Annotated in this window: 21 protein-coding genes; 9 read left to right on the forward strand and 12 right to left on the reverse strand. The window is 40.6% G+C overall.

The annotated features are described in order from the left end of the window. Positions 1-147: 147 nt before the first annotated feature. The 3 genes from JJ692_RS16095 to JJ692_RS16105 are packed head-to-tail and all read right to left on the reverse strand — an operon-like array spanning position 148 to position 2,853. Positions 148-855 carry an EcsC family protein gene (locus JJ692_RS16095; RefSeq protein ID WP_087975647.1) on the reverse strand — a complete coding sequence of 236 codons (708 nt, stop codon included), beginning with the start codon at positions 853-855 and terminating at the stop codon, positions 148-150. 44 nt (positions 856-899) lie between these two features. Continuing rightward, positions 900-2,120, reverse strand: coding sequence for an ABC transporter permease (locus JJ692_RS16100; RefSeq protein ID WP_206533953.1), 1,221 nt, complete (start codon positions 2,118-2,120; stop codon positions 900-902). Next, entirely contained in the window at positions 2,113-2,853 is a 741-nt protein-coding gene (locus tag JJ692_RS16105; RefSeq protein ID WP_024426563.1) for an ABC transporter ATP-binding protein, read from the reverse strand. The genes JJ692_RS16100 and JJ692_RS16105 overlap by 8 nt, the downstream gene beginning before the upstream one ends. A gap of 486 nt (positions 2,854-3,339) precedes the next feature. Between JJ692_RS16105 and JJ692_RS16110 the strand changes: the two genes are divergently transcribed. From JJ692_RS16110 to JJ692_RS16120, 3 genes are all read left to right on the forward strand, one after another. Next, a complete protein-coding gene (locus JJ692_RS16110; protein ID WP_024425457.1) occupies positions 3,340-3,768 on the forward strand; it encodes an HIT family protein in 429 nt (142 codons plus the stop codon). A gap of 359 nt (positions 3,769-4,127) precedes the next feature. Further along, positions 4,128-5,207, forward strand: a complete 1,080-nt coding sequence (gene serC, locus JJ692_RS16115) for a 3-phosphoserine/phosphohydroxythreonine transaminase (protein ID WP_073204562.1) — start codon at positions 4,128-4,130, stop codon at positions 5,205-5,207. A 127-nt stretch (positions 5,208-5,334) separates the two neighbouring features. Beyond that, positions 5,335-5,853 (forward strand): tryptophan transporter, encoded by a 519-nt coding sequence (locus JJ692_RS16120; RefSeq protein WP_024425455.1) that lies wholly within the window; start codon positions 5,335-5,337, stop codon positions 5,851-5,853. A gap of 49 nt (positions 5,854-5,902) precedes the next feature. Here JJ692_RS16120 and yhzF read toward each other — a convergent pair whose 3' ends face one another. Further along, the gene (gene yhzF, locus JJ692_RS16125) at positions 5,903-6,094 is read right to left on the reverse strand and encodes a membrane protein YhzF (protein ID WP_206533954.1); all 192 of its coding nucleotides are present in this window, start codon (positions 6,092-6,094) and stop codon (positions 5,903-5,905) included. A 128-nt stretch (positions 6,095-6,222) separates the two neighbouring features. On the opposite strand from yhzF, the gene JJ692_RS16130 reads away from it, so the two are divergent. Both JJ692_RS16130 and JJ692_RS16135 read left to right on the forward strand, forming a co-directional pair. Further along, positions 6,223-6,579 (forward strand): YtxH domain-containing protein, encoded by a 357-nt coding sequence (locus JJ692_RS16130; RefSeq protein ID WP_024425453.1) that lies wholly within the window; start codon positions 6,223-6,225, stop codon positions 6,577-6,579. A 187-nt stretch (positions 6,580-6,766) separates the two neighbouring features. After that, positions 6,767-7,387: an HTH-type transcriptional regulator Hpr gene (locus JJ692_RS16135; RefSeq protein ID WP_024425452.1), complete on the forward strand. Its 621-nt coding sequence runs from the start codon at positions 6,767-6,769 to the stop codon at positions 7,385-7,387. Here the strand turns inward: JJ692_RS16135 and JJ692_RS16140 are convergent. Next, the gene (locus tag JJ692_RS16140) at positions 7,365-7,709 is read right to left on the reverse strand and encodes a YhaI family protein (protein ID WP_024425451.1); all 345 of its coding nucleotides are present in this window, start codon (positions 7,707-7,709) and stop codon (positions 7,365-7,367) included. The two genes, JJ692_RS16135 and JJ692_RS16140, sit on opposite strands and share 23 nt — an antisense overlap. A 232-nt stretch (positions 7,710-7,941) precedes the next feature. Here JJ692_RS16140 and JJ692_RS16145 point away from each other — a divergent pair, with 232 nt between their 5' ends. Further along, positions 7,942-8,463, forward strand: a complete 522-nt coding sequence (locus JJ692_RS16145) for a DUF3267 domain-containing protein (protein WP_024425450.1) — start codon at positions 7,942-7,944, stop codon at positions 8,461-8,463. 82 nt (positions 8,464-8,545) lie between these two features. Further along, the gene (locus JJ692_RS19020; protein ID WP_072368131.1) at positions 8,546-8,731 is read left to right on the forward strand and encodes a hypothetical protein; all 186 of its coding nucleotides are present in this window, start codon (positions 8,546-8,548) and stop codon (positions 8,729-8,731) included. A gap of 51 nt (positions 8,732-8,782) precedes the next feature. Here the strand turns inward: JJ692_RS19020 and JJ692_RS16150 are convergent, their stop codons facing one another. Both JJ692_RS16150 and JJ692_RS16155 read right to left on the reverse strand, forming a co-directional pair. Then, positions 8,783-8,872: a YjcZ family sporulation protein gene (locus JJ692_RS16150; protein WP_017360317.1), complete on the reverse strand. Its 90-nt coding sequence runs from the start codon at positions 8,870-8,872 to the stop codon at positions 8,783-8,785. Positions 8,873-9,017: 145 nt separating this feature from the next. Beyond that, positions 9,018-9,104: a YjcZ family sporulation protein gene (locus tag JJ692_RS16155; protein ID WP_008361129.1), complete on the reverse strand. Its 87-nt coding sequence runs from the start codon at positions 9,102-9,104 to the stop codon at positions 9,018-9,020. 161 nt (positions 9,105-9,265) lie between these two features. On the opposite strand from JJ692_RS16155, the gene JJ692_RS16160 reads away from it, so the two are divergent. After that, on the forward strand, positions 9,266-10,150 hold the full coding sequence (locus JJ692_RS16160; RefSeq protein WP_024425449.1) for a peptidylprolyl isomerase: 885 nt from the start codon (positions 9,266-9,268) through the stop codon (positions 10,148-10,150). 53 nt (positions 10,151-10,203) lie between these two features. On the opposite strand, the gene JJ692_RS16165 is transcribed toward JJ692_RS16160, so the two are convergent. The 4 genes from JJ692_RS16165 to JJ692_RS16180 all read right to left on the reverse strand — a co-directional run bounded on the left by JJ692_RS16165 (position 10,204) and on the right by JJ692_RS16180 (position 15,579). After that, the gene (locus tag JJ692_RS16165) at positions 10,204-10,434 is read right to left on the reverse strand and encodes a sporulation YhaL family protein (RefSeq protein WP_024425448.1); all 231 of its coding nucleotides are present in this window, start codon (positions 10,432-10,434) and stop codon (positions 10,204-10,206) included. A 117-nt stretch (positions 10,435-10,551) separates the two neighbouring features. Continuing rightward, a complete protein-coding gene (yhaM, locus tag JJ692_RS16170; protein WP_024425447.1) occupies positions 10,552-11,499 on the reverse strand; it encodes a 3'-5' exoribonuclease YhaM in 948 nt (315 codons plus the stop codon). A 62-nt stretch (positions 11,500-11,561) separates the two neighbouring features. After that, positions 11,562-14,348 carry an ATP-binding protein gene (locus JJ692_RS16175; RefSeq protein ID WP_206533955.1) on the reverse strand — a complete coding sequence of 929 codons (2,787 nt, stop codon included), beginning with the start codon at positions 14,346-14,348 and terminating at the stop codon, positions 11,562-11,564. A gap of 16 nt (positions 14,349-14,364) precedes the next feature. After that, positions 14,365-15,579: a metallophosphoesterase family protein gene (locus tag JJ692_RS16180; RefSeq protein WP_206533956.1), complete on the reverse strand. Its 1,215-nt coding sequence runs from the start codon at positions 15,577-15,579 to the stop codon at positions 14,365-14,367. A gap of 172 nt (positions 15,580-15,751) precedes the next feature. Here JJ692_RS16180 and JJ692_RS16185 point away from each other — a divergent pair, with 172 nt between their 5' ends. After that, a complete protein-coding gene (locus JJ692_RS16185; protein WP_044333728.1) occupies positions 15,752-15,940 on the forward strand; it encodes a YhzD family protein in 189 nt (62 codons plus the stop codon). Positions 15,941-15,971: 31 nt separating this feature from the next. On the opposite strand, the gene JJ692_RS16190 is transcribed toward JJ692_RS16185, so the two are convergent. Next, positions 15,972-16,745, reverse strand: coding sequence for an enoyl-CoA hydratase (locus JJ692_RS16190; RefSeq protein WP_051582030.1), 774 nt, complete (start codon positions 16,743-16,745; stop codon positions 15,972-15,974). Positions 16,746-16,883 lie beyond the last annotated feature (138 nt).

Below are 16,883 nucleotides of genomic sequence, written 5' to 3' on the forward strand. Positions count from 1 at the left end.
CACGAATCTCAAATTCGCTCCGCTCCGCTGCTCGTCAGACTGCAAAGGTTTTCTATCACGCTGTGCTGAAAAGAAGACAAAGGGCTAAAATAAAGATTATTTTAGCCCTTTGTCAACAATCTAAAGCCGCTGTTATCAGCGGTTTTTCTATTTCATTTCTTTCAATATTCGCAAGTGAAACACATGGCGTGCAACCTCTCCGAGCTGTCCTGTCAGCTGATGATTTGCCACCCCGCCAACAGCGGCTCCGACGACCGGCATTAATTGAAACAGCTTTACAAGATCAATATAATCTCGATACTCCTGCTGAAAGCTGTACCAATCCATTTCCTCGCGGCTCGTTTCCCAATCATCTATGATCTTCATCATTTTTTGACGATGGGCACTGCTGGAAAAGGCGAGCTGAAATATACAGAGCAAAAAGAGTCTTTCCTCCTTTTGAGATAAATCAAAGCCATAAATACACGCCAGCTCATAAAGGCATTTCATCTTTATGCTCAGCAGCAGCGGAAAGTCTGCCATTCCGAGGAATAAACCGCCTGCACCTGTTCCAACCCCTTCGATAGCAGCCGCCTTTTGGTAATACTTCACTTTATCCTTTGCCAGTTCATTTCGTTCTACAATCGATAATTGTTCATCAATCACTGAAAATGAAGTAAAGTGTGATCCTGATACGGTGGATTCAACCATTGTTTTGACTGCACTTGTGATGACTTGATGAAATCTGGCAGGAATTCGGCGGTTCACCTGCTGCTGAACTCCTTTTGAAAACCGTTCGATCTTTGAAGGTTTTCTTAAAAAACGTGTTTGAAAAAGAATGGCTTCTTCATACAACTCCCGTTCAGCTGCATTCATCCAGTCCCCTCCTTGATGTCATCATACGCTCGCTGTAATTCCACTTATCTCATCTTTTTTAACCTGCTTTGTACGTAAGGCTTAAAGAGGACAAGCACAAATGCTAAAGAAATGAGAAAGGCAAGTCCGCTTCCCTGCCAGCCCCCTGCTGGAAGTACCGCACAGCTCAGCAATATCGATTGGATGATGAGCACATTACGGACGAGAACAAAAAAGCTTCGATCCTTTTCCTTTTGAGAAACTGGATAAAGTGCCTGTAATGAAAGATGAGCAAAGTGCTTCGTTAACGGCACAAGTTGTACACCTGTGATAAATACTGTGAACAAGACTAGTAACGCACCCACCCAGCCTGCTGCACCTGTATACAAAATAATTAGGACAAACACGGCCGTTAATCTAAACACCAGACCAAAATAGTCATTTGAGCGTACAAACGCCCTCACATACATATAAGAAAAAGTTTTACGCTGATCGTAAGGAACAAACTTCAACATCCAGTCCATGTATGCTCTTCTTTTCACCTGTTTCTTTAAGTGAGGCACATCTGTAAATAAGTTTGCCAAACGATAAAAGCGCTGCTTCCGTTTTAATTCATCAGAAATATGCATTTCCCATTGAAAGGGCTGTTTTTTCACTGCATTTGTTAAGTAGACAAGATAGACACCATAGATAAGATAAAAAACGATTGCAATCACATAGGCTGCCTGTAAGATGGTGTAGATCAACATCATATTTAATAGAAAACGAAGGGCTGCATCGAGCCATCTCACGTGTTTTCCTTGAAAATAAGTCATTCTCCATTGAATGGCTGTATTCAGGCCCTTTATTAAGATCATTTGCGCCAATATCAGCACATACTCCGTGATGCCTCCTGAAGACACCGCCGAATAAAGCGGAAGTGCGACAATGGATACAGCAATGAGAGGAAACAGCTGAGAAATGAAGCTAAAGTTAAACGCTTGTTTTAAATAAGGCTCCATCTTTCCTTCCAACGGAAGCAAAAACACGAGATCGGCTTCTTTAATCAACGTACGTACATATGAGCTTGTAAGTACCAATGAGAAAACAACTGCCATCACCCAGTAGGATGGGAAGTGAGCTGGAATATGTTTGAGCCAGCTGCTGTACCAGCTTGCTCCGCCTGCAAGGAAAAAAATGAGCACAATGACAAGATGATCGTTGAACATGTATTTTAAGTATTTTCTTGTTTCTTGTATGTGTTCCTCTAATCTTGATTTCCAAATAGTAAGCGTTGTTTTACTCATAGCTTTCTTCCTTTGTTAATTCCAAATAAAGATCATCGAGTGTCGCATCTCTCATATCGAACTGTTCTCTCAGCTCTGCCAGTGTTCCTTTCGCTCTGATTTCCCCTTCGTGCAAAATAATGAAGGAATCACAATAGCGCTCAGCTGTCGCCAAAATATGCGTTGACATCAGGACACTAGCGCCGCTTTTCTTCGCAGCATTCATCCGTTCAAGCAGTGCATTGATCGCAAGAGGATCAAGCCCTAAAAACGGTTCATCGATGATATACAGCTCTGGTTCCACAAGGAATGCACACATAATCATGACCTTCTGCTTCATTCCTTTTGAAAAATGAGCAGGGAACCATTTCAGCCGTTTCTCCATTCGAAATTCTTTCAGCAATGATGGCAGCCGTTCGTCTAATTGTTCCTTTGATAGACCGTAAGCCATCGCGGTCAGCTCTAAATGCTCTTTTAACGTTAATTCTTCATATAAAACAGGTGTTTCAGGAATAAATGTAAATTGTGAACGATACGCCTCTTGGTCGTCTTGAAGGGTTCGTCCATTCAATTCAATGACACCTTTATGCGGTTTCATGAGCCCGATAATATGGCGGATGGTTGTACTTTTCCCCGCCCCGTTTAAGCCAATGAGACCGACGATTTGATTTCTTTCTAATTCAAATGAAATATTTTTTAGAACGGGATTCTTCGTATATCCGCCCGTTACATCTTTTACAGTGAGAAGGGACATGAATTCGTTCCTTTCTTTCTTTTTTCCTTTATAGTAACAAAAACGAATGATAATTTGAAATGTTTACCTATAGACGAGTCATGAATAAAAAATAGGCGCTTTGGTCATCATAATGTATGTAGAAGAAATGAACTTGATGACCAATAAGTAAATGAGGTGTTTGTTAAAGGCAAAGAACCGCATGACAAGTTGGTTTTTCATCTAAAAACCTTAGCTTCTGTTTTGCTTCACTGATTCTTGATTTTTGTGTCCTATACAATATGTATACGACAAACCAAAACGTCAAATGAGGTGTTTACGGCAGAAATAGCAGGCACATGAATTCTTTATTTCAGTAAATAGAGAATTCAAAAGGCATTCGAATGAAAGCATCAGCATTTCTTCTGCAGGAGCAGGATGAGCGACCAAAGGAGTTCGCTTGTCCTGTTTTCTTTTTTGCTTCTTTTTGTGATACGATAAAGGAAAAATAATGAGGAGTGACATGGCGTGAGCGACTGCATTTTTTGCAAGATCATTGATGGAGACATTCCATGTGCAAAAGTATATGAAGACGAGCATGTATTGGCTTTTCTTGATATCAGCCAAGTAACAAAAGGACATACCCTTGTAATCCCAAAAATACATAAAGAAAACATCTATGAGATGACACCAGAAGTGTCTAACCACTACTTCCAAGCGATTCCGAAAATTGCAAGGGCGATCAAACAGGAGTTTGAACCAATTGGGTTAAACCTCCTGAACAACAATGGTGAAAAAGCCGGTCAATCGGTGTTCCATTACCATATGCATATCATTCCGCGCTACGGAAAAGGCGATGGCTTTGGTGCCGTATGGAAATCACATCAAGATCAATACACGTCAGAGGATTTAAAAGACATTTCTTCTGCCATCCACACGCGGCTTACTTCATCTTAACAGATGAGGTTCAGCGTGTAGACAAACCCTCGCATTCGTTGTCAGCTCTGCGCGCTGGTGCTCACGAATGTCAAATTCGCTCCGCTCCAGTGCTCGAGCTTCCTAGACTTCAAAGGTTTTCTTTCACGCTGAAAAAAAGACAAAGGGCTAAAATAAAGATCATTTTAGCCCTTTGTCAACAATCTGTACCTCATCTTAACAGATGAGATTTTTCTTATTTTTGCCCCTTTTCATTGCTTCCATCTCCCTAATAGTAAGATATTTTGAACGATTCAAATTTTTTGTCCAAATGCTTCAAATTTGTGATAGGATGGTTTTATCTTTTGATCCATTAACGCGAGAAATAGGGAGAGATTGTGATGAAGCGAACGACAAATTTTAATGCTGGTCCGGCGGCACTGCCGCTAGAAGTGCTTCAAAAAGCACAGGAAGAACTTGTTGATTTTAAACAAACTGGGATGTCTGTGATGGAGCTTTCTCATCGCAGCGGTGAATATGAAGAAGTACACAATAAAGCAAAAGCGCTTTTGGTGGAACTGATGGACATTCCAGAAGATTATGAAGTCCTCTTTTTACAAGGCGGAGCTAGTCTTCAATTTGCGATGATTCCTATGAACTTCTTACATGAAGGCGAAACAGCTCATTTCATTCAAACAGGCGCTTGGTCAGAAAAAGCATTGTCAGAAGCAAAAGGGTTTGGTCAGACATCTGTGCTTGCTTCAAGTGAAGATGACAACTACTCGTATATTCCAGAAGTAGATACTTCTGGTTTAACAGATGGTGCTTACTTGCACATCACATCGAACAATACGATCTTCGGTACTCAGTGGAAAACGTTCCCGAAAACGTCACTCCCGCTCATTGCGGATATGTCCAGTGATATTCTCAGCAAAAAAATAGACGTTTCTTCATTTGATCTCATCTATGCTGGGGCACAAAAAAACCTAGGGCCTTCAGGTATCACGATTGTGATTGCGCGCAAACGTTTATTAGAGAAAGAGAAAAGCAGCACACCGAAAATATTAAAATATTCAACACATGCAAAAGCTAACTCTCTTTATCATACACCACCGACTTTTGCGATTTATATGCTGTCACTTGTCCTTGAGCATGTCAAACAAGCTGGCGGTGTAGAAGCAGCAGAAAAACGCAATGAACAAAAAGCAGGCATTCTCTATGATACCATTGATCAAAGCGGCGGTTTTTATCAAGGGCATGCGCGCGCTGACAGCCGTTCACATATGAATGTCACCTTTACTCTTCGCGATGATGCACTTACTTCTTCCTTTGTGGAAAAAGCAAAGCAAGAGCAAATGGTTGGACTTGCCGGCCACCGTTCTGTCGGTGGATGCAGAGCATCTATTTACAATGCGGTCTCAATTGAAGACTGCCAAAAGCTTGCGGACTTTATGAAAAAGTTCCAGCAAGAAAATGAGTAAAAAGGCTTTTCTATAAGGAAATAAATTTGTTATAATAACGAGAAATATAAAGTCACGACTCTTGCAATAAATGATGAGCCATATTATTGGAGAGTCCTATAAGAGCTTAGCAGAGGAGAGCATAGAAATGAAAACAAAAGAATTAGTGATTATGTCATTGCTTGCAGCAATGGGAGCTGTCTTGCATACGATTTTCCCGCCCATCTTTTTCGGAATGAAACCTGATATGATGCTGGTCATGATGTTTTTAAGCATCATCCTTTTCCCAAAGGTACAGCATGTTGTCGTGATTGCGCTAGTGACTGGCGTGATTTCTGCATTAACAACGGGATTCCCAGGCGGACAAATTCCGAATATGATTGATAAGCCAGTGACAGCCTTTATCTTCTTAGCCCTTTTCTTATCTTGCTTGAAGATAAAGAACAAAGTCGTGCTGACCGCTGTATTAACTGCGATTGGAACCATCGTATCCGGCGTGATTTTCTTATCTGCCGCTTTACTGATCACTGGACTGCCAGCTGCATTACCGGCACTTCTTGTGGGTGTTGTCCTGCCAGCAGCCGTGATTAATACCATCGCTATGGTATTTGTCTTCCCAATTGCTCAGTCCATTCTGAGACGTGCAAGAATGATAGAAGTTGCTTAACGAATAACCGAACCTCTTCATGATAGATGAAGAGGTTTTTTTCATGCTTTTATAAAAGAAAAAGGGTCAGCAGCAAAATGAGGAGCGAAATTCCTGCACCAACCGCACACACAAGTGCTTTTTGCTTTAAAACATGTTTTGGCGGATAAGACCCTGCATACCCAAGCTGTCTTGCATAATGAATAGAACCACCTGTAAAAACGATGACGATACACATAAAAACGAACAGAAAGACAGACAACCTTCTCCCCTCCCTTTTCTTCAAAAGTATGCTAAAATAAAGCAAGCTATGTATGGAAGTTCAATGAAGCTGATCGTCAGCTCAGAGAGAACATGCGAATGTGTAAAATTTGACTAGAGGTGATTTGAATGGCTAGTGGACGTTCTTTATTAACAGGATTATTTGTAGGCGGTCTCCTCGGAGGTGCGGCAGTGCTCCTGACGACTCCCTCTTCTGGCAGAGATGTGCGCGGAAAAGTGAAAGACGGCTATGACAAATTCGAAGATACGCTGACAAAATTAAAAAGAGATGGACAAGCTTTAAAAGAGCAAATTGTGGAAACAGCAAAAGAAAGCGCAGAGGTGATTAAAGAAGTCGGGTCTGAATTGCAAACATCGATTCAGCAATGGCGCGAAGAAATCAAACCTCATCAGCAGGACTTACAAAAGGAAATTCAGGAAATTGAGGAAAAGCTCAAACAACTGGAGAAAACCTTACAAAACTAATATACTCACAAAAAAATATTCGTTTACAAAAGTGTGCGGGGTGCGTATCCCGCACTTTTTTTGTTGAAAAAAGGTTATTTTGACAATGTTTTTCATGACTTTTAAAAATTCTTGAATTTTCAGCTTTATTAATCTTTATTTTATTGGCATAATAGAATTACAAGAAAAAGAGAAGTAGGTGAAATGGATGAATCATTCGGAACAGCCTTTCGATGTAAAAGAAGCACTTTTATTCAGTCAAAGAATGGCCCAATTGAGCAAAGCTCTTTGGAAATCCATTGAAAAGGACTGGCAGCAGTGGATCAAACCGTATAACCTAAATATCAATGAACATCATATTTTGTGGATTGCGTATCAATTAAAAGGAGCTTCAATATCAGAAATTGCAAAGTTTGGCGTCATGCATGTATCAACGGCGTTTAACTTCTCTAAGAAACTGGAGGAACGAGGATTTTTAAAATTTTCTAAAAAGTTAAACGATAAGCGCAATACGTATATTGAGCTAACGCCAAAAGGCGAAGAGACATTCCATAAACTACTCGAAGATTATGACCCGGCCCGAACTGGTATTGTCAAAGGCGCACAGCCGCTTCATGACATTTACGGAAAGTTCCCTGAGATTTTAGAAATGATGTGTATCATCCGTAACATTTATGGTGAGGATTTCATGGAGATTTTTGAGAAATCGTTTTCAAACATTGAGAAGGACTTTTTGAATGAGCAAGGAAAAGTCACAAAAAAGACTGAGGAACTTGAAAACTCAGCTGAGGCAGCAGAAAAAGCGTCTAAAACAAATCAAATTGTTTAATGATCTTTATAAATTCATTCATTAGCGGCTGAAAGAGCCCTTGATCATGCAAAGCAAATATCGTCTCATGAACATCCAGCTTTTCAATTAACTGTCCCGCAAAGAGCGCAAGGAGATCGTCAAACATGACGTAGCCTTGTGCTTTTTGCTTATCCATTTCCTCTGTAAGCTCAGCACAAATACGCTCAATTTCCTCTGCCTCTTCTTTCGATACACGCTGCCTGATCAATAACGCATAATATGGATAACGGCTCATATCGGCTGCCGTCAATAAAAGTTCCATATAATATTCAAGCTGGCTCATTCGTTCCTCAATACTCATGTACGTTCCCTCTTTCTCTTAGTCCTTCTATTTTAGCCGAAATTACTCATTGACGAAAGAGACGAACCTCCCCCTTCTGTTCTTTTTTCTTGAAAAATCCAAAGTTTCCTCTCTTTATTCCATTTGAAGGCAGCATTTTATTTTTTTTCATCAAAACCATTGATTTTTATCCTCAGGAAGAGTAAATTATCTTGAGATATTCAATTCGATTTTTAGATTGGAAGGATGAAAAATGAATTGTTGGAAGACCATTAATCTTGAAAAGGATTATGGTTATACGAGAATGATGATTTCTGCCATAAGTCTTGCTATCCTTTTTTTCATTATGGCATTTTTATGTTTTCAACTGACTCATCCTGAAACGAGGCTAAGCAGCCATAACGCACCGCTTTTTGCCGTGCTCTTACTTGTGACATTGCTTGTCCACCGTGTGGTTCACTTGATCCCAGTGATGAAAAATAAGAAAAAAATGACGCTATTGATGAAACGAAATTGCTGGCAGCGCGTGCCTAAGAAAGTGATGCTTTTTTCACTTCTCAGCCCGTTTTGTGTCATCTCACCGGTTTACTTTGTGTTAGGCGTGGCGTTTCCTATGTACGCACACTATTTTATCATCATCGCAAGTATACATGCAGGCTATTGTTTGCCTGACTTTTTATTTGCATGGAAGCTGCTCAAAGCACCTAAATCCTGCATCATCGATCAAGCTCAAGACGAGTTTGATATTTTAGTTGACCAAACTTCCTCATCATGAGGTTTTTAAAGCCAACTTCTATCTTTTTCATAAAAAATTTGGTAATGTAGTATGGGAATAGCATAGAGAGGGGGGATCTCCGATAGTTTTATTTTACTTCATCGTCTTTGCCGCGTTTATTGTGTATTCAATAAACAGGCTTACTAATACATTATGCCTTGTCAGAGAGATTCCTGAAGAACGGCAAGATAAGGTGTTTCGCTTTATCAATGTATCAATACTGATCTTACTTATCTCATCATTTGTTGAAATTACCATTTCCATTTAAGATCAAAGCAAAAGCTGCCAGTTTGAGGGCAGCTTTTTGTGTATATTTTAATTAGCAAATCCAAGATGCACCGATGATGATCAATAAAATGAATAATACGACGACTAGTGCAAAACCGCCAGCAAAGACTTCTCCTCCCATGTGAAAACACCTCCTGCCAGTTCTTCCTCTGTTCTAAGCTCAGTGTATGCAGAAAAATAAAAAACGTTTAGGCACCTGTCATCGTTTGAAAAAAGAACCGCCCTCACGCACGGCAGGACGGCTCCCTTCTGTCACAGCGATTTAATTAGTAAAGATATGCTGCACCAACGATGATCAGCAAAATGAATAGCACGACCAATAAAGCAAACCCATTAGAATATCCTGCTCCCATATAATTCAGCCTCCTTTTTGTGATCACTATATGTGTATGTCGCGCGCAATTTTTTGACTAGACGAATGCCCTTCCATTTGCATTTCTTTTTACAGCGTGTCACAATATGTTATGATACAAGCAATGATAAATAAATTGGAAAGATTAGGAGTGTTTTTTGAATGAAAAAAATGGCTTTAGCAGCTGTAACAGCAGTAAGTGTTTTAACTCTTGGCGCATGCAGTAGCGGTGATAAAGATGTGATCGCCACAACGAAATCAGGAGATGTCACAAAAGGAGAGCTTTATACAACTCTTAAGAAACAAGCAGGTGGAGATGCTCTAAACCTACTTGTTCAACAAAAGGTTCTTGCTGACAAATACAAAGTATCTGATAAAGAAATTGATAAGAAATTGGAAGAATATAAAAAGACACTTGGTGAAGATCGTTTAAAACAGCTTCAAGATGAATTCGGTAAAGATTACATCAAAGATCAAGTGAAATATGAGCTGCTGACTCAAAAGGCTGCCAAAGCTAACATCAAAATCACTGATAAAGAAGTAAAATCGTATTACGATGACCTTAAAGGAAAAATCCGTGCAAGCCACATTTTAGTAGCTGATAAGAAAACAGCTGACGAAGTGGAAAAGAAATTAGATAAGGGTGAAAAATGGGATTCCCTTGTCTCTGAATATTCAACTGATACTGCTTCAGCAGCACAAGGCGGCGATGTAGGCTGGTTCGCAAAAGAAGGCCAAATGGACGAGAACTTCAGCAAAGCTGCTTTCAAACTAAAAGTAAATGAAATCAGCAAGCCAGTAAAATCCCAATTCGGCTACCATATCATTAAAAAGACTGAAGAACGCGGTAAATATGATGACATGAAAGCAGACTTGAAAAAAGAACTGCTTGACCAAAAACAAGCAGACACAAATGAAATCCAAAACATCTTAAACAAATTAGTAAAAGATGCTGATGTGAAAGTAAAAGATAAAGAGCTTCAAAAAACGTTCAAAGAAAAATCTGAACAGCCTGCACAAAATCAGCAGACACAACAGAACCAGTAATCACAAAAAACCCCTCTGCCGTAATCGTGCAGAGGGGTTTTTGTATGACGAGATTAAGCAATTGAATGATCTTCATGTGCCGCAGTATCCTGTGATCTTTTCACCTGCTGATTCTGGCGTCTGCGCTCTCTTTCCTGTTCCATTCGCTCGATAAATATTTCTCCTTCCTTTTCAATAAAGGATTGATCAATTTCTTGCTCCTCTTTGGCTGTTGTCATTAATTTATACGCACAGAAAATAATGCCGATAATACATGCATACACCCACCACGGAAAAAACAACATTTTTTCATCGCCTCCTTTTCTTAAGGACAATTCCTCTCTTCCTTTGTGTTACATGCTTATGCGAAAAGGAGACAAGTTATGAAAAAAACGCCCGCATAAACGGACGTTTTGACATGATTATTCGTGATGGAAGGTTGGTTTATAAAACGAACGATTCTCAAGTGCAAAAATACGTTCTGTATATTCTCCTGGTTTCACATGCTCAAGCGCACGATCCATCATGTTCATTTTCGCATCTAAATTATCAATATAGTGAAGAATTTCAGCTTCTTTCACCATTGGTGGTTTCGGGCTGCCCCATTCTCCTTTTCCGTGATGACTCAGGACTAAGTGCTGTAAAATGAGAATTTCCTCTGAATCAATGCTAAGCTCTTCCGCAGCTTTCGCAATTTCTGTCACCATAATGGAAATGTGGCCAATTAAATTCCCTTCCACAGTATATGTCGTGGAGACTGGACCCGAAAGCTCTTTGACTTTCCCTAAATCATGAAGAATGATGCCTGAATATAAAAGATCTCGATCTAGTGATGGATATAGGTCAACAATTGATTTTGCTAAATGCAGCATAGACACGACGTGGTAGGCGAGTCCAGAGACAAATTCGTGATGATTTTTTGTCGCTGCTGGATAATCAGCAAATTCCTGTCCATATTTCTTCAGCAAATGCCTTGTAACACGCTGAATATTAGGGTTTTTCATATCAAAGATATATTGCATAATCGTATCCATCATATCGTGTTTTGGAATAGGAGCTGTTTCGAGAAAGTCATCAATTCGAATTTGCTCGTTTTCAGCAACAGGGCGTATATTCCTAAGCTTCAGCTGATTCCTCCCGCGATAATGATGAATGTCGCCTACTACCTTCACGATGGTTTGCGGGCCGTAGGTGATTTCATCATTCTGCTTTGCATCCCATAGTTTCGCCTCAATATCTCCACTTTGATCTTGAAGAATGAGCGTTAAAAATGGTTTGCCATTACTTGCAATCCCTTTAGTAGATGATTTAATTAATAAATGCAGGTCAACTTGTTCGCCGACATCATAGGTCATGATCCCTTTAGCCATTCAATAAAAGCTCCTTCCATGTTTCTGCTCATATAAGTATAACATAAGTCATTATTTGTCAATCATTCAACTGCTAAACTCGTAATCTGTCCATCTTCTGCTGCCTGCGTCATATGCTGATGACAGGTAAAATAAAACAGCTGTGTTTCAAAACGCGTGAGTTCATTCATCAACTCCAGCACTCTTCCTAGACGAACATGATCAAAATGAACGAAGCTGTCATCCATCATAAACGGAAGCTGACATTCATGCTGATGAGACAAGGCGAGTGCAAAACGAATGGCCAGATAGACTTGTTCACAGGTTGCTTGTGAGAGCTCTTCTGGGCGGAATATTCGTCCGTCCATCCTTTTCACGATCAGCCGGTCATCCTCGGGTGAAAATAAAATGGCTTCATATCGATCATTTGTTAACGGCTGAATAAAGCGGGAAGCTGTTTGCAGCAGTGCTGGCAGCCTTTTTTCTTTATGTTCATTCAATTTTTCTCGAATGACGGAGCGAACAAGCTGAACCGCCGCCCATTTTTTCGCAAGGTGCTTTGCATGCTCCTGCTCAGCTGAAAGCTGATGAGTCAAATCAGACACCGTACCTGAAGCTTCTATTTGCCGGATTTCCACTGCTCGTTCTGCCAGACGTTTTTCCATTTTCGCCGTATTCGATTGTATGTTATTCAGGTGCTGCTTTGCTTCCGCACACTCTTCTTCAAGAAGACGCAATCCTTTACGAACAATCGATTCTTCCTCATCAAAGCAGCCGCTTCTATGCAGCTCTTGATTCAGCTGCTGCAAATGGGAAAGCCGTTCCCGATATTCTTTCGATAGATGGGAAAGAATTTGGTAATCTTTTTTGGACTCTGCCTCTACTTGACGAAAAAGCGTGTTCATTTGTTTTTCGTAATAGTCAATTTCCCCTTCTAGTGTCGTGATCTGCTGTTTCACATGTTGAATCGATACATCCAATGTCTGACGTTCTTTTTCTCTTTTCGCCTCATCTTTCAAAATCTCTTGAAAGGCCGAGATGTTCTCTTGAATGGTGCCTTCCTTTCGTTGCAGAAGACTGCTTAACGCTTCCACCCTTTGCTCATAATTGGATTGCTGGCCGGCGAGGTCGTCTATTTCCCGGCTAAGCTCCTCATATTCCGCTGTATCCGTTTTTAATTGCTTCAGAATAAGAAAGGCTTCTACTAGGAAAGAAAGCTCTGAGGACAAGCCCAGCTGTCTTTTCTTTTCCTCTACTTGCTGCTGGACAGGTTCCAGCTCCTGCTCCCAGTCTTCATATTGCCGGATGATCCTTTCGTACAAAAGCTCCTTCTGCCTCACAAGCGTTTCAGCTGAAGCTGCCTGTACTTGGAAGGAATCGAATGTTCCCCAGCCGCTTCCCTGTTTCACCTGTGTCGATTTAAAAAATGGGTAAATAGCAAAGAAGACAAAAACAGAAAACCCTGCAAATAAGAAAGTAATCCACCACTCTGTTAAAAAGAAAAGGACAAGCAGAAATGCAGCATCAAACGTCACCATCACAGGAAATAACCACGCCCGGGAATGAACCTGTTTCTCTTTTGTTCTTGTTTCCCCAACTTCTACTGTACTGTGCGATTTGGCCTGCTGTTCCTTTAATCCTTTTAAAGCGGTTTCCGCTTCTTCTAGCTCATGTCTTGCATGATCAAACCGTTCATCCAACTGTGCCTTTCTGTCCATTAAACGAACGTATTGGCTGACAGCCTCCTTTAATTCCCACTCAAATTCAAGGGAGTCGTCAATCTGATCAAGCTTGACTGAACGCTGCCACTTTAGCTTCGCTGCAGCTTCGTCCATTTTTTGTTTCAATGAATCACGTTCTGCTTTACATTCAGCTAAGCGGTTTTTGACACGTTCAGCATGAGAAGATTCATCAACGACACGCTTCATCTCCAGTAATGTATCCTTGTCATAAAGCGGTTGAACTTGTGCCAGCGAGGTTTGCAAATGATCTAATTTTTGCTTTAGTGCAGTCATTTGAGCCTTTTTCGGGTGAAGGTGTGATTCTAATTTATCCAATTCATGCTCTGTTTCTGCTCTAAAGCGTTTGACTCGTTCTGGATAACGGGCTAATTCTTTTTTTAACTCCATCTTCTTCTCTATCATGGGATAAAGTCGAATGTGTTCGTTTAACTGCTGAATCTGTTCTTCTGTCTGCTTCATTTTCTTTTGAAGCGCTGCGATATTCTCTATTAATTCAGAATGCTCCCGTTTTTTTTCTGTATAACGGCCTTCTGCCAATCTAGCTTGTTTCAGCTGGGCAGCCAGCTCTTTTAAACGATCAAGCTGCTGGTTTAATTCCGGCTTGCGTCCATTTGGCTTAAACAGCTGCTCCTGCTGCTTAAGCAGCCTGCTATCCATCTTAGAGGCAGCATCTGAGCCAAATAAACTTGAGAAAAGGAGGAATTCACCGATTTGATCTTCGTTTAAGGCTTGGACATTTTGCAGTCCAAACACATCAAATGAATAGATTGATTGGAATAATCTGCGATCTGTTCCCTTTAATAGAGTCCGCAAGAATGCTTCATCTTTCACTTCACCATTCGGTAAAAACACCTGTGCTTGACCGCCTCGATCGGACGATCTCTCAATGTGAATGACACCTAACTCCTCATCTAAGCAAGTGAGGGAGCCGCCATAGAAAGATCCTTGTTTCGGCTTGTATATCTTGTTTTTTGAAAAACCAAATAACATCGACTCAATAAACGCCTTCAATGTCGTTTTCCCCGATTCATTCAGGCCATAAACTAGCTGAAAACCGTCATCAGAAAAGTGAAAGGTTCGATTTGAAAATTTCCCGAAATTCGCTATATGGAGTGAACGTATTTTCATCATACCTCTCCTTTTCTCATAATTGCTTCAGCTGTTCCGTCAGCAGCCTTTGTGCTTCTTCTTTTATATCCAATTCATCCTCTTTTGTGAGCGCTTTTCCTGACTTCCTGTAGATTGGGTGACGCTTGATCGGTAAAAGCAGCTCTTCATATGACTCAAACTGTGCAATTTCTGCCGTTAGTTCCTTCAAAAAAGAATCCTCTGGATAGATCACATCCTCATTTGTTCGGCAGTCAATTGACATCACCCAAACGAACACGTCTTCATCTTCCTCCTGCTCATGAAAAACAGTCAACAGCTCTTCGAGGACCTCAAGCTGCGTATGCTCAAAGTAAGAAGGTGCATCACCTGTCAATTCAATTCTCACAAAATGAGGAACGCCTTCCTCTTTCAGCTCATTGATTTTGCCTTCCACTAGTGTGACAAGATCCGTCATATGAACCGTTTCTGTGATGTCTATGGCCAGTTTCTCAAAGATGATATCTGCACAGCTGATAAAATCCGCTGCCTGAGAATCTTCGGAGAGGTGAATCAAGTAACAGCCTTTTTCTCCCGCTTCTTTAATATGTCTGCCCTGCACATTACCAGGATAAATAATATATGGATCTTCATGCATAAGGGCTCTTTTATGTATATGTCCAAGCGCCCAATAATCGAAATCCCGTGCTATGAGCTGCTGAAGCTGAAATGGGGCATATGCATCGTGTCCTTCTTGTCCGGCTAAAGTGCCGTGAAGCATCGCAATGTGATAGGCAGCATCTGTTGTTTTGACATAATGAGATGTCATATTTTCATAGACAGCCCGCTCTTTGTAGCTAAACCCATAAATACTCGCGACAAGCTGATCTCCTCGATAATAGGAGAGCTCACTTGGTGTACTGCTCGTAAAGACATGTACATTCTCGGGCCACTCAATCGGTGTCCATTCACCGCCTAAATGATCATGATTCCCATAAATAATAAAGACTTCAATGCCGTGCGTTTGCAGTCTTACAAACTGATTTCTTAAAAACAGCTGTGCTTTTAAGCTGCGATTGGCTTCATCAAATAAATCTCCGCTCAGCAGCACAAAGTCTACCTCCCGCGCAACGGCGAGATCAAAGATGTTCTTAGCACTTTGAAATGTACTTTCTTTGAGCCGCTTAAATATAGAACTGGGTATAGTTGACATTCCTGCAAATGGACTGTCTAAATGTAAATCTGCGGCATGAATAAAGGTGAGCTTAGTCAAACGTCTATCTCCTTGTCCGATACTGTCATTGTCCATATTTTATCATGCCATTTTTACGAATGCACGTTCTATCACTCTCAATCTAAAAAACACATTTTTAAGGGCTAAAAAAGAGGTTTTGTCTTATTCCATGTTTAATTACATTAAAAAACAGAGGAAAGGAAGATGAGGAATGGAGAAGACATACTTTTTAACCGTATTTGACCGGTCGGGTGAGACTTTATTAAATGAAAAAATCACAGCGGATAGTGACAAGAAAGCAAAGGAATTAGGACGTCATCGCTTAATGGAACAGCAATACACAAAGCATGCTCATCGACTCGTTGATCAAGCAGGAAAGCTGCTTTTATTTGAACGTTAAAAAAGCCGGCTTTCGCCGGCCTCATGTTCATTTATGCTTTTTGAAAGACAGGACGTCTTTTTTCTAAAAAGGCTTGTATACCTTCCTTGTGATCATGACTTTTTCTCAGTCTTGCCTGTGCTGCTCTCTCTTTTTGAAGAACTGCTAAGAGCTTTGATTCTGACTGCTGGAAATAGATCATCTTAGTTTCGATAAAGGCTTGAAGCGGCATGTTCATAAATGGCTTCACACACACTTTTTGGTACGTATCGACCTCATCCTGAAACACCCCGTCTGCAAGGCGCAGCTTTAACGCTTCTTCAGCCGGCAGCTTTTGTCCGCTCCAAATCAATTGTTTAGCGGTTTGCTCACTCACTCTTTTTGTGAGGAAAAAATGCCCCCCGCCATCTGGAATTAATCCTACTCCATTAAAATTCATGGCGAGTTTTGCATCCTGATGCATAAACAAGTAGTCACAGCTTAGGGCAAAGCTAAAAGCGAGGCCTGCTGCTGACCCGTGGACAAGCGCAATCGTCACTTTTTTCATACCAGCTAGAGAAAGTGTAATTCCCTCGATCAAATCCATCACACGATGAAAATCTTCTTCACTTTCCTGCTTGAGCATCATCCCAATATCTCCGCCTGCTGAAAATCCTTTTCCCGCTCCCTTGATGACAACGACTTTTGCACTGCTTTCCTCCGCTGCATCACATGCTTCTTTAAATTCAGCAAACATGTCCACATGAAAAGAATTATAAGCTTCAGGCCTATTGAAAACGATTTCAAAAACATCCCCGTCTAACTGACAATTGATATATGTCATCATCCATCCCCCTCTTCTTTTAAAAGCTCATAACTTACTTCCATTTCCATCATGTAAAACCTTTTTCTCTAAATAAAAAATTTCAAGATCAATTGATACTAAAATAAGCATAATGATTGAAACAAGAAATATATTTTTATA

It is taken from the genome of Bacillus sp. 3a, assembly GCF_017161885.1.
In the GTDB taxonomy this organism is placed as follows: domain Bacteria; phylum Bacillota; class Bacilli; order Bacillales; family Bacillaceae; genus Bacillus; species Bacillus safensis.

Bases quoted from the DNA above. Each gene is read 5' to 3' on its own strand.
- JJ692_RS16095 (WP_087975647.1), bottom strand. From the start codon at position 855: ATGAATGCAGCTGAACGGGAGTTGTATGAAGAAGCCATTCTTTTTCAA.
- JJ692_RS16100 (WP_206533953.1), bottom strand. From the start codon at position 2,120: ATGAGTAAAACAACGCTTACTATTTGGAAATCAAGATTAGAGGAACAC.
- JJ692_RS16105 (WP_024426563.1), bottom strand. From the start codon at position 2,853: ATGTCCCTTCTCACTGTAAAAGATGTAACGGGCGGATATACGAAGAAT.
- serC (WP_073204562.1), top strand. From the start codon at position 4,128: ATGAAGCGAACGACAAATTTTAATGCTGGTCCGGCGGCACTGCCGCTA.
- JJ692_RS16120 (WP_024425455.1), top strand. From the start codon at position 5,335: ATGAAAACAAAAGAATTAGTGATTATGTCATTGCTTGCAGCAATGGGA.
- JJ692_RS16130 (WP_024425453.1), top strand. From the start codon at position 6,223: ATGGCTAGTGGACGTTCTTTATTAACAGGATTATTTGTAGGCGGTCTC.
- JJ692_RS16135 (WP_024425452.1), top strand. From the start codon at position 6,767: ATGAATCATTCGGAACAGCCTTTCGATGTAAAAGAAGCACTTTTATTC.
- JJ692_RS16140 (WP_024425451.1), bottom strand. From the start codon at position 7,709: ATGAGTATTGAGGAACGAATGAGCCAGCTTGAATATTATATGGAACTT.
- JJ692_RS16145 (WP_024425450.1), top strand. From the start codon at position 7,942: ATGAATTGTTGGAAGACCATTAATCTTGAAAAGGATTATGGTTATACG.
- JJ692_RS16150 (WP_017360317.1), bottom strand. From the start codon at position 8,872: ATGGGAGGAGAAGTCTTTGCTGGCGGTTTTGCACTAGTCGTCGTATTA.
- JJ692_RS16155 (WP_008361129.1), bottom strand. From the start codon at position 9,104: ATGGGAGCAGGATATTCTAATGGGTTTGCTTTATTGGTCGTGCTATTC.
- JJ692_RS16160 (WP_024425449.1), top strand. From the start codon at position 9,266: ATGAAAAAAATGGCTTTAGCAGCTGTAACAGCAGTAAGTGTTTTAACT.
- JJ692_RS16165 (WP_024425448.1), bottom strand. From the start codon at position 10,434: ATGTTGTTTTTTCCGTGGTGGGTGTATGCATGTATTATCGGCATTATT.
- yhaM (WP_024425447.1), bottom strand. From the start codon at position 11,499: ATGGCTAAAGGGATCATGACCTATGATGTCGGCGAACAAGTTGACCTG.
- JJ692_RS16175 (WP_206533955.1), bottom strand. From the start codon at position 14,348: ATGAAAATACGTTCACTCCATATAGCGAATTTCGGGAAATTTTCAAAT.
- JJ692_RS16185 (WP_044333728.1), top strand. From the start codon at position 15,752: ATGGAGAAGACATACTTTTTAACCGTATTTGACCGGTCGGGTGAGACT.
- JJ692_RS16190 (WP_051582030.1), bottom strand. From the start codon at position 16,745: ATGATGACATATATCAATTGTCAGTTAGACGGGGATGTTTTTGAAATC.